This window comes from Shinella zoogloeoides (assembly GCF_033705735.1).
Taxonomy (GTDB): Bacteria; Pseudomonadota; Alphaproteobacteria; order Rhizobiales; family Rhizobiaceae; genus Shinella; species Shinella zoogloeoides_A.
The window spans coordinates 254,084-267,329 of the sequence record NZ_CP131130.1 but is presented as its reverse complement, the minus strand read 5'-3'; the positions used below and the strand labels follow the sequence as shown (position 1 = coordinate 267,329).

Sequence of the window (13,246 nt, the reverse complement as noted above, 5' to 3'; positions counted from 1 at the left end):
ACATGGATGTCCGTTTTGAACCACGATCTTCGGGGCTTTTGCTTGCGCGAACCTGATCCGTTAACCCGCCGTAAGGTACAGCTTCACGCAAGGCTGGAACCGTATCCCGGAACGGTCAGAATTGTGTCGGGACACCTGCGCTCATGAACATCATTATCGGTCTCATCGTCACCGTCGGCTGCGTCTTGGGCGGCTTCATGGCCATGGGCGGGCACGTCGACGTGCTCATGCAGCCATTCGAACTCATGATCATCGGCGGCGCCGGCGTCGGCGGCTTCATCGTGGCGAACACGATGAAGGTGATCAAGGAAACCGGCAAGGCGCTGGGCGAGGCCTTCAAGCACAAGGTGCCGAAGGAACGCGACTACCTCGATACGCTCGGCGTGCTCTACAGCCTGATGCGGGACCTGCGCACCAAGTCGCGCAACGAGATCGAAGCGCATATCGACAACCCGGAAGAATCGCCGATCTTCCAGTCCGCGCCGACCGTGCTGAAGAACAAGGAACTCACCGCCTTCATCTGCGACTATGTCCGCCTCATCATCATCGGCAATGCCCGCTCTCACGAGATCGAGGCGCTGATGGACGAGGAGATCCAGACGATCACGCGCGACAAGATGAAGCCCTACCACGCCATGACCACGATGGGCGACGCCTTCCCGGCCATCGGCATCATCGCCGCCGTTCTCGGGGTCATCAAGGCGATGAGCAAGATCAACGAATCGCCGGAAGTCCTCGGCGGCCTCATCGGCTCGGCGCTCGTCGGCACCATGCTCGGCATCTTCCTGTCCTACTCGGTGGTCGCGCCGATCACCGCCAACATCAAGGCCGTGCGCGAAAAGCAGAACCGCCTCTACGTCATCGTCAAGCAAACGCTGCTGGCCTACATGAACGGCTCCGTGCCGCAGGTGGCGCTGGAATACGGCCGCAAGACCATCTCTTCCTACGAGCGCCCGTCGATCGACGCGGTGGAGCAGGAAATGATGAATCCCGGCGGCGGCGGCGATTCGAAGGCGGCCTAAGAGATGAGCGCAGCAACCGTGACGTCCCTTCCCACCATGGATCCCGTCGTCCTCGCACGGCTGACCGGCCGGCTCGGCGACCAGGCCACGGTCTCCCGGCTCTGCGCCAGCCTCGGCGAGGTCTTCGCCGAATTCCTGCCCGACATGCTGGAAAGCGAGCTCGGCTTCGAGGTCGCGGTTTCCTATGCCGGCTTCGTCACCGGAAAATATGCCGAGGTCACCCAGGGGCTCGGCGGCGCCATGGCCTTCTGCGATGCGTCGCTGCGCGACTGGTGCGACCGCTTCACGCTGATCTGCGACAGCCCGCTGATCATCACGCTGGTCGAGAACATGCTCGGCGCGCTCAGCGATGCCGTCGAGGATCCCGAGCCGCGCCCGCTCTCCAAGATCGAACTGGACGTCGCGGCCATGATGTTCGACCGGATCTCCGGCGTGCTGAAGACCGCCGTCAACGGCGCGAACGGCTTCGAGCCCTTCCTCGGCCCGGCGCACAATGCGGAAATCCGCAAGTCGGCGGAGGACGGTTCCGACGAGGACTTCGTCGCCATGATCAACATGGCAGTCGGCATCGGCCCGGTCCTCTCGACCTTCCATGTCGTCGTGCCGCAGAGCGTGCTGCTGAAATCGGTCATCACCGCGCCGAAGCCGGCCAATGCGGCCAGGACCCGCGTCGAATGGAGCGAGCAGCTCGGCGAGCAGGTCCGCCGCTCCAAGGTGACGCTGGAAGCGCGCATCCGCCTCGAGGCGCAGACGCTGGACACGATCAGCCGCCTGCAGGCGGGCGACATCATCCCGTTCAACGAGGCGGGCGACGTGCGCGTTGAGGTCAATGCGAACGGCCGCAACCTCTATGTCTGCGAATTCGGCCGCTCGGGCGCCCGCTACACGGTTCGCGTCAAGGATACCTACGGCTCGGAGGAAGAGCTTCTCCAGCACATCATCGGATAGTTTTGCGGATGAAGCCTGCGGGGCGGCACGCCTCAGGCAAGTTTCGAATGGAATAGTGGTCTTATGGCACCGAAGAAAACACCCATCGCTGACGACATCATGTCTTCCATCAACGCAGGCGACCAGGAACTGGAGCAGGCGATCGACGACCTGCGCGGCGTTCTTCAGAAGGATGCTTCGGGCGCAGACGCGGCCGCGGAGGACGATCCGCTGGCCGCATTCGGCGGCGATTTCGGCGGCAGCACGGATTTCAGCGCCGGCAGCGATTTCGGCGGCGGCGCGGCCACGTCGGATTTCGGCGCGGATACCAGCTTCGGCGGTTCGGACTTCGGCGGCGGCGCCGATTTCTCCGAGAGCCTCGGCGAGGCGCCGCGTCCGGGCAGCGCGATGGAGTCCAACATGGACCTCATCATGGACATCCCGATCGATCTGCAGATCGTCCTCGGCTCCTCGCAGATGCAGGTCTCCAGCCTGATGAACCTCAGCGAGGGCGCCACCATCGCACTCGACCGCCGTATCGGCGAGCCGGTCGAGGTCATGGTCAACGGCCGGGTGATCGGTCGCGGCGAGATCACCGTTCTTGAAAACGACGACACCCGCTTCGGGGTCAAGCTCATCGAAGTAAAGAGTACACGCAAAATCTGACGACCGGTTAGGTCTCAGGGAGATGAATCCATGATGGATTTCGAAAATTTCGGTACGTCCACGGCGGTCGGGACACCGCTTTCGCAGGTCGAGAAGGCAGCAGCCGTCCTTCTCGCCATGGGCAAGGGCGTCGCCGGCAAGCTGCTGAAATATTTCACCCAGAGCGAATTGCAGCAGATCATCGCAGCCGCGCAGAACCTGCGCGCCATCCCCCCTCATGAGCTGATCGACCTCGTCAACGAGTTCGAGGACCTGTTCACCGAGGGCGCGGGCCTGATGGACAACGCCAAGATGATGGAAGGCATCCTCGAGGAGGGCCTGACGCCCGACGAGGTGGACGGCCTGCTCGGCCGCCGCGCGGCCTTCCAGGCTTTCGAGACGACGATCTGGGACCGCCTGCAGGACGCCGACCCGGTCTTCGTTTCGCAGTTCCTGCTCAACGAGCACCCGCAGACCATCGCCTATATTCTCTCGATGATGCCCTCGTCCTTCGGCGCCAAGGTGCTTCTGGAGATTCCGGAGGCCCATCGTGCAGATATCATCAACCGTACCGTCAACCTGAAGGACGCGAGCCCCAAGGCCACCGCGATCGTCGAGGCGCGCGTCATCGAGATGATCAACGCGCTGGATGCGGACCGCAACTCTATCGGCACGAACAAGGTCGCCGACCTCATGAACGAGCTGGAGAAGTCGCAGGTCGACGAGATGCTCGCCTCGCTCGAAACGGTCTCGACCGAATCGGTCAAGAAGGTGCGCCCGAAGATCTTCCTCTTCGAGGACGTGCTCTTCATGCCGCAGAGAAGCCGGGTGTCGCTGTTCAACGACGTGTCGGGCGACATCATCACGGCGGCGCTGCGCGGCGCCTCGATGGAACTGCGCGAGGCTGTCCTCTCCTCGATCGGCGCGCGCCAGCGCCGCATGATCGAATCGGATCTCGCCGCCGGCGACCAGGGCGTCAATCCGCGCGAGGTGGCGATTGCCCGCCGCTCGATCACGCAGGAAGCCATCCGCCTCGCCGCCGCCGGACAAATCCAGTTGAAGGAGAAGGAAGAGGCGCAGCAGGCTGCCTGATCCTTCTTGACACGATAGTGCCGCAGGCGGAGCGTATTTCCGGCCCGAATCTCCAGACAGGCGGTTCGGGCCGTTTGCTTTCGGCCGGAGCCTCCTGCCGGAATTGCCCTGGAGCGCGACGTGTCGGACGACGACAAGGACAGTAAAACAGAACTCCCGACAGAGAAGAAGATTCGCGATGCGATGGAAAAGGGCAACACGCCCTTCTCGCGCGAGATCACGATCTTCGCCTCGACGCTGGCGATCTACCTCTTCCTGGTCTTCTTCCTGCCGGGCGGCATCGCGCGGATGAGCGAGACGCTGCGCGATTTCTTCGAGCAGCCGGAGGCCTGGAACCTCAAGACCGGCACGGACGTCATCGCCATCTTCCGCCATCTCGGCTGGGAGGCCGGCGCGCTACTGATGCCGATCCTCCTGATGATGATGATCTTCGGCATCGCCTCGTCGGTCTTCCAGAACCTGCCGAGCCCGGTCTTGGAGCGCGTGCGCCCGCAGATCAGCCGGCTGAGCCCGATGAAGGGCCTCGGCCGCCTCTTCGGCAAGCAGGGCCTCGTCGAATTCGGCAAGTCTCTGATCAAGATCCTGCTGGTGTCGCTGGTCGTGGCGATCGCCATGCGCGGCAACTATTTCGCCTCGCTCGACACGATGTTCTCCGAGCCGCAGGCGCTGCTCTACATGATGACGACGGACATCAACAAGGTCCTCCTCATCATCCTCTTCGCCACCGCCCTCATCGCCGCCATCGACTTCGCCTGGACGCGCCATCACTGGTTCACCGAACTCATGATGACGAAGCAGGAGGTGAAGGAGGAAATGAAGCAGGCCCAGGGCGACCCGATCGTCAAGGCCCGCATGCGCTCGATCCAGCGCGACCGCATCCGTCGCCGCATGATGACCGCCGTGCCGCGCGCGACCCTCGTCATCGCCAACCCGACCCACTTCGCCGTGGCGCTGCGCTATGTGCGCGAGGAAGGCGATGCCCCTGTGGTCGTCGCCAAGGGCCAGGACCTCATCGCGCTCAAGATTCGCGAGCTCGCGGAGGAGAACGGCATTCCCGTTTTCGAGGATCCGCCGCTCGCACGCTCAATGTTTGCGCAAGTCTCGGTGGATAGTGTCATTCCGCCGGTGTTCTACAAGGCCGTGGCGGAGCTGATTCACCGGGTTTACGCAGCCTCGCCCCAGACCAGACGGGTAAACTAGATCCGATGAGAAAATGCACCTATTCCGCCGAGCGCGAGAAGATTGTCGCAGAAGCAATCTGCCCGGTCGCCACCGAGCTGAGACTGCTCGACGCGGCCGATCTCGTCTCGCTGTTGCGTTTCGAGTGCTACGGTAACCTGGCCGACCTGGTCTCCTCGGCGGCCGAACTCTATTTCCTGCCCGGTACGGTCAATTTCGGCGCCGGCGGCGACTATCGCCTCGACTGGGACACGGAGCCGGAAGTGACGCTAGACATGGAGCTGCGCCCGCAGGGCGTGACGGTCTATGCCAAGCTGATGCTGCAGAAGGACAAGGCGGGCGTCGAGGTCACCCATGTCGCCTTCAACGATCCGGCCGCCGATCCCGACGACAACACGGCCTTCCTGCGCAGGAGCCTTGCCGAGGCGCGCTATGTGACATCCGGCTCGGCGCCGCAGCACGCGCATTGAGCGCCGAAGACGGCCGGTTCGCCGGCCGTCCCCTCCCCTGTCAGGTAATATAGCCGAGGCGGATCGCCTTCGCGATCGCCTGGATGCGGTTGACGGCGTCGAGCTTCGTCGTCGCCGTGCCGAGATAGGCGTTCACCGTATGCACGGAGAGGCCCATCTTTTCCGCGATCGCCTCTGAGATGCAGCCGTCGCCGGCCATCTGGAGGCAGGCTATCTCGCGCTCGCTGAGCGAGGCGGAGGGCGCCAGCTTGCGCTCCTCGCCGGCCAGCATGTCGATCAGCACCTGGCAGCTCTTCATGTGCATGTCGATGATGAGATCGGCGGCCGGCGCGATGAAGGTACCGAGGAAGAGGACATAGCCGTTGCCATGCGCGCCGAGGCGGACCGGGAACGCCATGCCCGACCAGGGCAGGAGACGCGCGGGAAGGCGCGCCACGAAAGGATCGGCGGCCGCCTCGATAAACTGGCTGTCGCCCGCCCCTTCCCAGATCAGCGGCAGCATGGAGGCTTCGAGATGCGCGAGCATCGTCTGCCCGTAGGCTTCCAGCAGCAGGCGGGCATTGCCCTCCACGTCGCTCGCCCAGTTGTGCAGCGAAAGCGCCAGCTTGCGGGCGGACGGCAGGCCCTGGCCGCTGAGACGCAGGACCGCGAATTGCTCGGCTCCGAGGATCGTCTGCATTACCAGGAGGCGCGACACGAAATCCGCGGCGCTCGCGCTCTTCTGGGGACGCGCGATGCGGATCTCTGGCTCCGCTGCAGCGGGAGCGGAAAACTGACCGGCCATCCGTCCCTCCTCAGACCAGGTTGTTGCGAACGGCCCAGGCGATCGCTTCCGATCGCGTCCTGGTGGCCGTCTTGCGCATCACGCTGGTGATGTAGTTGTTGATCGTGTTGCGGGAGATGCCGAGGATGACGGCGATCTCGTCGCTCGTCTTGCCTTCGGCGATCCAGTAGAGGCATTCGATCTCGCGGTCCGTCAGCTCCATCTCCCGGTCATGCCGCAGGATCGCGCCGCGGCAGCAGACGCTGGCGAAATAGCCGGTCATGACGCCGACATCGCGCAGCTTGCTCTGGGAGAGGATGAAATGCTCCGGGAAGAGGAGCAGCAGCGACATGCGCACCCGCCCGACATGGAAGGCGATGACGCAATATTCCCGGCTGATGCCGGCCGGCACCGCCACATCGTCGGCAAGATGGCTGAAACTCGGCTTCAGCAGCGTCAGGCACTTGTCCAGCTCGCTCATGCGTGACTGGCGGACGACGATGGCGCTCGCGATGTTGCGCACCAGGTCGAACGGCCAGTCGGATGCGACCACGGCCTCGAGCCCCGCTTCGGGCGACACGTCGTGACGGACGAGGAAATAATGCGAGGCGCTCACATAATCGGTCAGCGCCTTCAGGCCGGCGGAAAGGCCGGCGCGGCCCGCGCAGCGCGCGAGATGTTGAACCAGCAGTTCACGCGCACTCTTACGCTCACCTGACTCGGCAGAGAATCCATAGGATTCCCAGGCCGCGACATCCGGCCGGATCGATTCCATGATAGCCCCCTGTTCCAATTCCAAGCGGAGATCCTGCCTCCCTTCCGCCAAAGATCTGGAACCGTCCAAACCCCTCTCCGGTCAGGCCGCATCGGCAAGAATCACCAAACGAATCAGTGACTAAAGTGTACATCTCCCCTCGCTAAAAACCACGGCATCTTCTCGGGATTTACTTTCGCCGGCTTCTGTGAGTCGGCCCGATGCAAGTGATTTGCCTCACAGCGTGCGAATGTCGGCCGCGCCGGGCAGCGTCGGTTAAATTCTTGTTAACCATGAGATATTTGAAGAAGCGCCCGGCAATCAGCCACATGAGCGACCGCTCATGCGCGTAAAATTGCAGGTCGGGTGCGACGGCGCGCAACGGCCAGAAGCGTGAAATTTTTTCCAAGCCCACGCCGCCATGAACGTCATTTTCTTTCGGCACCGATCAATTGCGAAGGAATTGCTGCAACTGGATTGAACGGGCGTTGCCGAAAAGCGACACCCCTACCGAAAAGTCGGACTTTTCCGGACACCAAAACGAAAGACGCGGCCGTTTCCGGCCGCGTCCCGAATGTCTTGCTTCGTGGGGAGCCGTCAGGCGGCTTCCTTCTCCACCGCCCATTTGCGCAGGATCTTGGCGGCGCGCTCCTCGCTGATCTCGACCATGCGGCTGAGGCGGCGCTCCGGGCCTTCCTTGACGCGGCGGTTGAAGGAACCGTCGCCATCGTCGCCGGCATTGAGCAGGTCGTCCGTGCTGTCGAAGCCGAAGTCCGCCCCGAAGCCGTCCATGAGCGTCGCCCCGGGGCCGCCGATGCCGCCGGCCGGCGAGAAGTCGGGGAGCTCGAGGCCCGCCGCATCGCTTTCCAGCGCACCGGCCGCGGCGCCGCCGCCGGTGACGGAGCGAACCGCCGGGCGAAGGCCGAACCAGACGACGAGGACGGCGACGGCGACGAAGGCGAGCGCATTGATGATGCCGCCGATATTGCGCGTCAGCGTCTCCACGAAGCCAGGGCCCGGCACCGCATCGTTCAGGAGCTGGTGGTCGAGGAATTCCATGGCGGTGATCGTCACGACGTCGCCGCGGTCCGGGTTGAGCCCGGCGGCGGAGGAGACGATCTTCTGCATGTCGGCGATATAGGCGTCGATCTTCGCCTGGTCGGCCGGCTCGCCGACCATGGCGGCGACACGGGCGCGGTTCACCACGACGGCGACGGAGAGCTTCTCGACCGCGAAGCCGTTGCGGACGGTGGCGACCGTCTTGCTGTTGATCTCGTAGTTGGTCTGCTCTTCCTTCTTGTCCGCCTCGTCGCTCGACTGCGGGCCGTTGCCGTCGCCCTTGGGACCGCCCTGCGGAATGTTCTGCTCGACGGTCGCCGCCTTGTTCGAGGCGTGCTGGCTGGACTTCTGGCTCTCCCGGGTCACGCGGACGGAGCGTTCCACGCGCGATTCCGGATCGTAGACCGTTTCCTGGATCTGCTGCGTGTCTGTGTTGAGGGCGGCGGTGACGCTGGCGCGGAAATTGTCCATGCCGAGGAAGGGCGCGAGCGCCTTCTCGATATTGCGCTCGATCTCGCCCTGCACGGTCTGCACCGTGTTCAGCGAGCGGTTGAGCTGGCCGTTTTCCGGATCGTCGCCGGAGGCGAGGAGCTGGCCGGCGGAATCGAGGATCGTCACGCCGTCGACCTCAAGCCCCGGAACGGAGGCGGCGACGAGGTGGCGGATGGCGGCGGCCGATTCACGGCCGGCCTGCGCGCTGGCGCGGATCATGACGGAGGCCGTCGGCACCTGGTCGGCCCTGCGGAAATTGCCGCGCTCCGGCATCACGACATGGACGCGGGCGGCGGCGATGCCGTTGATCTGCTGGATGGTGCGGGCGATCTCGCCCTCGAGGGCCCGGATGCGAGTCACCTCCTGCATGAAGGAGGTGAGGCCGAGCGAGCCGACCTTGTCGAAGAGCTCGTAGCCGGCATTGGCGCTGCTCGGCAGGCCGCGCTCGGCGAGATAGAGCCGTGCCTTGCCGGTCTGGCCGACGGGAACGGCGATGCTCGATCCGTCCGTTCCGTTGTTGAAGTCGATATTGCCCTCGGCGAGCGCCAGGCCGATCTGGTTCAGGTCGGCCTTTTCCAGCCCGACATAGAGCGTCTCGTAGGCGGGCTTGTTCACGAGGATCCCGGCGGCGAGCACGAGACCGATCGACACGACGGCGGCTCCCGCCAGCATCGCGAGTTTCGCCTGCCCCAGCGATGCCAGGTTCTTGTAGACTTTCGTCAACTGTTCCAACAGATTCATTCTGTTCCCGCACGGACTAGTCGCCTGGACACCGGACTACCATGCCGGCGCGATCAGACGCATTTTCAATCTCGTGAGATAGAGCCGGCACATTTCCGCACGCGCCGACCTGCCCCATGGAATACGCGGACCTGACTGATCCGGGCCGGAAACTAGACCGTGAAACTTGCGCGAGCATTTCGTGCCACGAAGGAAGAGCGGGCGGGCGAACGCAAAACGGCGCCCCGAGGGCGCCGCCGGACAGATCGTGTTTTTATCGAGTTCTCTCAGAAGGCCTCGAAATCGCCGGCCGCCTTGCCGATCGGCTGGGAATGGCCGTGGCGCATGCCGTTGCTCAGCGCCTTCTGCATGTCGGCAAGCTTCACCAGGTTCAGCGCCGTGGTGACGTCGACGACCCAGTTTTCGGGAATGCTGGCGGTGATCGTGTCGATGAACTCGGCAAGGCCGCGCGTCTTCTGGACGGCAAGGTCGATGCCCTGCATCACCATCATGCGCTCATTGGCGTGTTCGGCTGTGTCCCCGTGCACGGCCGCGAGCTGCGGCTCGATGCGCTCGATCAGGTAGGCGACGTCGTGCAGTTCGGACACGATTCGCATCAGGACATCCGGAAGGGCTTCCTCCATGGCGGTCGCGGCACTCAGATAGTCGGCTTGCATGGATTACCCTTTTTCCCGTACGGCCGGCGAAGGCCGGCAACGCAATACAGTTCGTACTTTTTTCCTCGCGGCGAAGACGCCGCTCAGAAGAATTCGATCGAGCTCTCGACGGGCTTTGCAGGGCGGACCGGTCGCTGTTCCAGCGCCACCGTCTTCTGCGTCTCGACGCCCGTCAGGGCATATTGCCGGGCCCGGCCGCTCGACGGCCAGTATTCCAGCTTGCGCCCGTGCTCGCCGCCGGTGCTCTCGCCCACGATGCGGATGCCTTCGTCCATCAGGAACTGGCGCGCGAAGAGCGCGTTCTGCTCGCCGACATTGGAAAAGCGCGCGATCGTCCTCGCCCCGCCGAAGATCTTCGCCTCCAGCCGGTCGCGGCGCGCGCCCTGCTTCAGGAGGCCGTTGATCAGGAGCTCCATCAGATGAACGCCGTAGCGCGTGGCATCGCCCCCCGAGGCGAGCGCCTCGGCAGAGCCGGGCAGCAGGAAGTGGTTCATGCCACCGACGCCAAGGACCGGGTCGCGCATGCAGGCGGCCACGCACGAGCCGAGAATGGTGGTGAGCACCACATCCGGATCGTTGACGACCTTGTACTCGCCCTGAATGACATGGACGCGGCGCGCCCCGGCGTCTGATGTCATTTCAATGCCCCGAACACGGCTTCGATGGCTGCCTTCATCTTCTCGATGGTGAAGGGCTTGGCCAGGACGTTGTTCGCGCCGAGCGCCGCCGCCTTCTGCACCAGCGCGCGGTCGCCCTGCGCCGTCAGGATGATGAAGGCCGCCTTCTTGGTGTTCGGGTTGGACCGAACCGCCTGAAGGAACTCGATGCCATCCATCTTCGGCATGTTAAAGTCGGAGATGACGAGGTGGTGCGGCTGCTGGGTCATGATGGCCATGCCCTGCGCGCCGTCGCCGGCCGCGGTAATCTGCTTGAAGCCGAGCTGCTGCAGGGCGTCACCCAGCAGCAGGCGGCTCGTCACCTGGTCGTCAACGATGAGTACTTTGATTTTTTCAGCGATAGACATTATTCGCTCCCTTCTCTACGGGCCGCAGTGATCTTCAAGATTTCCTCCCCTATGGAGGAGAGCGGAAACTGGTGCTCGACGGCGCCCAGCTCGAAAGCCACTCTCGGCATTCCATATACGATGCAGGTTTTTTCGTTCTGGCCGATGGTTCGCGCCCCTGCATGACGCATCTTCAGCAAGCCCGCCGCCCCGTCCCGGCCCATGCCGGTGAGGATGACGCCGACGGCATTGCGCCCGGCAAGTTCCGCAACCGAATCGAACAGCACGTCGACCGAAGGCCGATGACCGTTGACCGGATCCCGATCCAGCAGCCGGCAGCAGGGCGCGTGCGGATTGGCGACCTGGAGATGACGGTCGCCGCCCGGCGCCAGATAGATCTTGCCGATCTCCAGCCGTGCACCGTCCCTCGCTTCCTCCACGACCGGCGCGCAGAGGCGGTTCAGCCGCTCGGCGAAGCTTTTCGTGAAGGTCGGCGGCATGTGCTGCGTGATGACCGTCGGCGGGCAGTTGACCGGGAACTTCTGCAGGACCGCGATCAGCGCTTCCACGCCGCCCGTCGAGGCGCCGATGGCGACGATCCGCCGGCCCGGCTTGTAGCTTGCCGCCGCGTTCATGTTGGCGACGGTCGGCGCGAGCGGCGGCACGTCGGTGCGGATGAAACGACGCTGCGAGCGGGCGGCCGCCTTCACCTTCTCGGCAAGGTCGCCGAAGGGACGGGCGTCGCCCGGCTGCGGCTTGCCGACGCAATCGAAGGCGCCGATCTCCAGCGCCATCAGCGAGGCCTCGGCGCCGCGATGGGTGAGCGTCGAGACCATGATGACCGGCATGGGCCTCAGCCGCATGATCTTGTCGAGGAATTCGAGCCCGTTCATGTTCGGCATCTCGATATCCAGCGTCACGACGTCCGGATTGAGTTGCTTGATCGCGTTGCGGGCTTCCATGGCATCGCCCGCCTGCCCGACGACATTGACGTCCGGGTCGGCATTGAGCACGGCCGTGATCAGGCCGCGCATGGTCGGCGAATCGTCGACGACGAGGACGCGCGCGGGTGCCATCATGCGCCCCTCCTGTGCTTGCCGGTATAGCGGTAGGTGGTGATGCCGATATTGTCGAACTGGTGCTTGGCCTCGCCCGAGACGCGCTCGGAATGGCCGATATAGAGGTGGCCGTTCTCGCCGAGCATGCCGGCGAAGCGCGACCAGATCTTCATCTGCGTCGGCTCGTCGAAATAGATGACGACGTTGCGGCAGAAGATGACGTCGAACGGGCCCTTGAACGGCCACTGGGCCATCAGGTTCAGTTCGTTGAAGGTGATGAGCCGCTTCACCCGGTCGTCGATCTGCCATTTCTGCCGGCCGCCGCTCTCGCTCTCGCGAAAGAACTGCTTGCGCATGGCGGGGCTGACGGTTTCGAGCGCGGTCGCGTCATAGGCGCCGGCGCGGGCGATGGCGAGGATCTTCGGGTCGATATCCGTCGCGAGGATGCGGAAATCGTAATCCGCAACGTTCGGCATCAGCGACAGCACAGTGAGCGCGATGGAATAGGGTTCCTGCCCGTCGGAACAGGCCGCCGACCAGATGCGCACGCGCCCGCCGTTGCGGGCTCGGGCCAGAAGCTCCGGCAGGACGTCGGTGCGCATATGGTCGAAATGGTGGTTCTCGCGGAAGAAGCGCGTGAAGTTCGTCGTCAGGTGCGACAGCATCTCGCGGCGCGCGGCGGCGCCCGCCGGCGAGGAGACGAGCGTGCAATAATCCCGGAAGCCCTTGAGGCCGAGCTGGCGGATGTGCTTGGACAGGCGCGAATAGACGAGCGAGGCCTTGGTCTCGTTGAGATAGATGCCCGCATCCGCATAGATCATGGCCGCGATCTCGGAGAGGTCCCGGCGCGTCAGCGGGTATTCGCCGCTCGCCAGGCACTCGTCCGGAGATTGTCTGACATCGATGGCCGGGGAATAGGTCATGCGGCTTCGCTTTCCGTATGCGGGAACAGGGAGTCCAGTTCGATCAGGCAGATCATGCGGCCCTCGATGGCGAGGATGCCGCGCGCATAAGCCTTCTCGACCTCGTTCGCGATATCCGGCGTCGGCTGGATATTCTCGGGGGTCACGGTCAGGATGTCGGAGACCGCATCGACCAGCAGGCCCACCACCTTCGGCCCGACCTGGGCGACGATGATGACGTGGCGCACCGTCGGCTCGGCCGGCTTCATGCCGAGGCGAAGCGACATGTCGACGATCGGCAGCACGACGCCGCGCAGGTTGATCACGCCCAGCACGTAGGAGGGCGCATGCGGCATCGGCGTCGCCTGGGTCCATCCGCGGATTTCCCTGACCGACATGATGTTCACGCAGAACTCCTGGTCGCCGATCCGAAAGGCGATCAGTTCGCGTCCGTGGGTGAGAGTCTTGACCGCATTCGTCATG

The 13,246-nt window shown here is 64.1% G+C and carries 15 protein-coding genes; 6 read left to right on the top strand and 9 right to left on the bottom strand.

Features of this window, described 5'->3' with window-relative positions:
* Positions 1–143: 143 nt before the first annotated feature.
* The 6 genes from motA to ShzoTeo12_RS01280 all read left to right on the top strand — a co-directional run bounded on the left by motA (position 144) and on the right by ShzoTeo12_RS01280 (position 5,335).
* The gene (gene motA, locus ShzoTeo12_RS01305) at positions 144–1,022 is read left to right on the top strand and encodes a flagellar motor stator protein MotA (RefSeq protein WP_119257671.1); all 879 of its coding nucleotides are present in this window, start codon (positions 144–146) and stop codon (positions 1,020–1,022) included.
* A 3-nt stretch (positions 1,023–1,025) separates the two neighbouring features.
* The gene (locus ShzoTeo12_RS01300) at positions 1,026–1,970 is read left to right on the top strand and encodes a FliM/FliN family flagellar motor switch protein (RefSeq protein WP_318910941.1); all 945 of its coding nucleotides are present in this window, start codon (positions 1,026–1,028) and stop codon (positions 1,968–1,970) included.
* Between the two features lie 63 nt (positions 1,971–2,033).
* Entirely contained in the window at positions 2,034–2,615 is a 582-nt protein-coding gene (gene fliN, locus ShzoTeo12_RS01295) for a flagellar motor switch protein FliN (RefSeq protein ID WP_318910939.1), read from the top strand.
* Positions 2,616–2,645: 30 nt separating this feature from the next.
* Entirely contained in the window at positions 2,646–3,686 is a 1,041-nt protein-coding gene (fliG, locus tag ShzoTeo12_RS01290) for a flagellar motor switch protein FliG (RefSeq protein ID WP_119257668.1), read from the top strand.
* A gap of 120 nt (positions 3,687–3,806) precedes the next feature.
* Entirely contained in the window at positions 3,807–4,886 is a 1,080-nt protein-coding gene (gene flhB, locus ShzoTeo12_RS01285) for a flagellar biosynthesis protein FlhB (RefSeq protein ID WP_119257667.1), read from the top strand.
* A gap of 5 nt (positions 4,887–4,891) precedes the next feature.
* Complete coding sequence (locus tag ShzoTeo12_RS01280) at positions 4,892–5,335, top strand: hypothetical protein (RefSeq protein ID WP_119257666.1); 444 nt, start codon at positions 4,892–4,894, stop codon at positions 5,333–5,335.
* 40 nt (positions 5,336–5,375) lie between these two features.
* Here ShzoTeo12_RS01280 and visR read toward each other — a convergent pair whose 3' ends face one another.
* From visR to ShzoTeo12_RS01235, 9 genes are all read right to left on the bottom strand, one after another.
* Positions 5,376–6,119 carry a transcriptional regulator VisR gene (visR, locus tag ShzoTeo12_RS01275; RefSeq protein ID WP_119257665.1) on the bottom strand — a complete coding sequence of 248 codons (744 nt, stop codon included), beginning with the start codon at positions 6,117–6,119 and terminating at the stop codon, positions 5,376–5,378.
* Positions 6,120–6,129: 10 nt separating this feature from the next.
* On the bottom strand, positions 6,130–6,873 hold the full coding sequence (gene visN / locus ShzoTeo12_RS01270; protein ID WP_318910938.1) for a transcriptional regulator VisN: 744 nt from the start codon (positions 6,871–6,873) through the stop codon (positions 6,130–6,132).
* A 576-nt stretch (positions 6,874–7,449) separates the two neighbouring features.
* Positions 7,450–9,144 (bottom strand): flagellar basal-body MS-ring/collar protein FliF, encoded by a 1,695-nt coding sequence (fliF, locus tag ShzoTeo12_RS01265; protein ID WP_318910937.1) that lies wholly within the window; start codon positions 9,142–9,144, stop codon positions 7,450–7,452.
* A gap of 266 nt (positions 9,145–9,410) precedes the next feature.
* On the bottom strand, positions 9,411–9,800 hold the full coding sequence (gene cheT / locus ShzoTeo12_RS01260) for a hypothetical protein (RefSeq protein WP_119257661.1): 390 nt from the start codon (positions 9,798–9,800) through the stop codon (positions 9,411–9,413).
* Positions 9,801–9,883: 83 nt separating this feature from the next.
* Positions 9,884–10,438 (bottom strand): chemoreceptor glutamine deamidase CheD, encoded by a 555-nt coding sequence (cheD, locus tag ShzoTeo12_RS01255; protein WP_318910936.1) that lies wholly within the window; start codon positions 10,436–10,438, stop codon positions 9,884–9,886.
* Entirely contained in the window at positions 10,435–10,824 is a 390-nt protein-coding gene (locus tag ShzoTeo12_RS01250) for a response regulator (RefSeq protein ID WP_119257659.1), read from the bottom strand. Before ShzoTeo12_RS01250 ends, cheD begins: the two co-directional genes overlap by 4 nt.
* Positions 10,824–11,882, bottom strand: a complete 1,059-nt coding sequence (gene cheB / locus ShzoTeo12_RS01245; RefSeq protein ID WP_119257658.1) for a protein-glutamate O-methylesterase CheB — start codon at positions 11,880–11,882, stop codon at positions 10,824–10,826. Before cheB ends, ShzoTeo12_RS01250 begins: the two co-directional genes overlap by 1 nt.
* The gene (cheR, locus tag ShzoTeo12_RS01240; protein ID WP_318910935.1) at positions 11,879–12,784 is read right to left on the bottom strand and encodes a protein-glutamate O-methyltransferase CheR; all 906 of its coding nucleotides are present in this window, start codon (positions 12,782–12,784) and stop codon (positions 11,879–11,881) included. The genes cheB and cheR overlap by 4 nt, the downstream gene beginning before the upstream one ends.
* Entirely contained in the window at positions 12,781–13,245 is a 465-nt protein-coding gene (locus ShzoTeo12_RS01235; RefSeq protein ID WP_119257656.1) for a chemotaxis protein CheW, read from the bottom strand. Before ShzoTeo12_RS01235 ends, cheR begins: the two co-directional genes overlap by 4 nt.
* Position 13,246 lies beyond the last annotated feature (1 nt).

What these genes read in the sequence shown, in the direction of transcription:
- motA (WP_119257671.1), top strand. Translation starts at nt 144, where the DNA reads ATGAACATCATTATCGGTCTCATCGTCACCGTCGGCTGCGTCTTGGGC.
- ShzoTeo12_RS01300 (WP_318910941.1), top strand. Translation starts at nt 1,026, where the DNA reads ATGAGCGCAGCAACCGTGACGTCCCTTCCCACCATGGATCCCGTCGTC.
- fliN (WP_318910939.1), top strand. Translation starts at nt 2,034, where the DNA reads ATGGCACCGAAGAAAACACCCATCGCTGACGACATCATGTCTTCCATC.
- fliG (WP_119257668.1), top strand. Translation starts at nt 2,646, where the DNA reads ATGATGGATTTCGAAAATTTCGGTACGTCCACGGCGGTCGGGACACCG.
- ShzoTeo12_RS01280 (WP_119257666.1), top strand. Translation starts at nt 4,892, where the DNA reads ATGAGAAAATGCACCTATTCCGCCGAGCGCGAGAAGATTGTCGCAGAA.
- visR (WP_119257665.1), bottom strand. Translation starts at nt 6,119, where the DNA reads ATGGCCGGTCAGTTTTCCGCTCCCGCTGCAGCGGAGCCAGAGATCCGC.
- visN (WP_318910938.1), bottom strand. Translation starts at nt 6,873, where the DNA reads ATGGAATCGATCCGGCCGGATGTCGCGGCCTGGGAATCCTATGGATTC.
- fliF (WP_318910937.1), bottom strand. Translation starts at nt 9,144, where the DNA reads ATGAATCTGTTGGAACAGTTGACGAAAGTCTACAAGAACCTGGCATCG.
- cheT (WP_119257661.1), bottom strand. Translation starts at nt 9,800, where the DNA reads ATGCAAGCCGACTATCTGAGTGCCGCGACCGCCATGGAGGAAGCCCTT.
- cheD (WP_318910936.1), bottom strand. Translation starts at nt 10,438, where the DNA reads ATGACATCAGACGCCGGGGCGCGCCGCGTCCATGTCATTCAGGGCGAG.
- ShzoTeo12_RS01250 (WP_119257659.1), bottom strand. Translation starts at nt 10,824, where the DNA reads ATGTCTATCGCTGAAAAAATCAAAGTACTCATCGTTGACGACCAGGTG.
- cheB (WP_119257658.1), bottom strand. Translation starts at nt 11,882, where the DNA reads ATGATGGCACCCGCGCGCGTCCTCGTCGTCGACGATTCGCCGACCATG.
- cheR (WP_318910935.1), bottom strand. Translation starts at nt 12,784, where the DNA reads ATGACCTATTCCCCGGCCATCGATGTCAGACAATCTCCGGACGAGTGC.
- ShzoTeo12_RS01235 (WP_119257656.1), bottom strand. Translation starts at nt 13,245, where the DNA reads ATGACGAATGCGGTCAAGACTCTCACCCACGGACGCGAACTGATCGCC.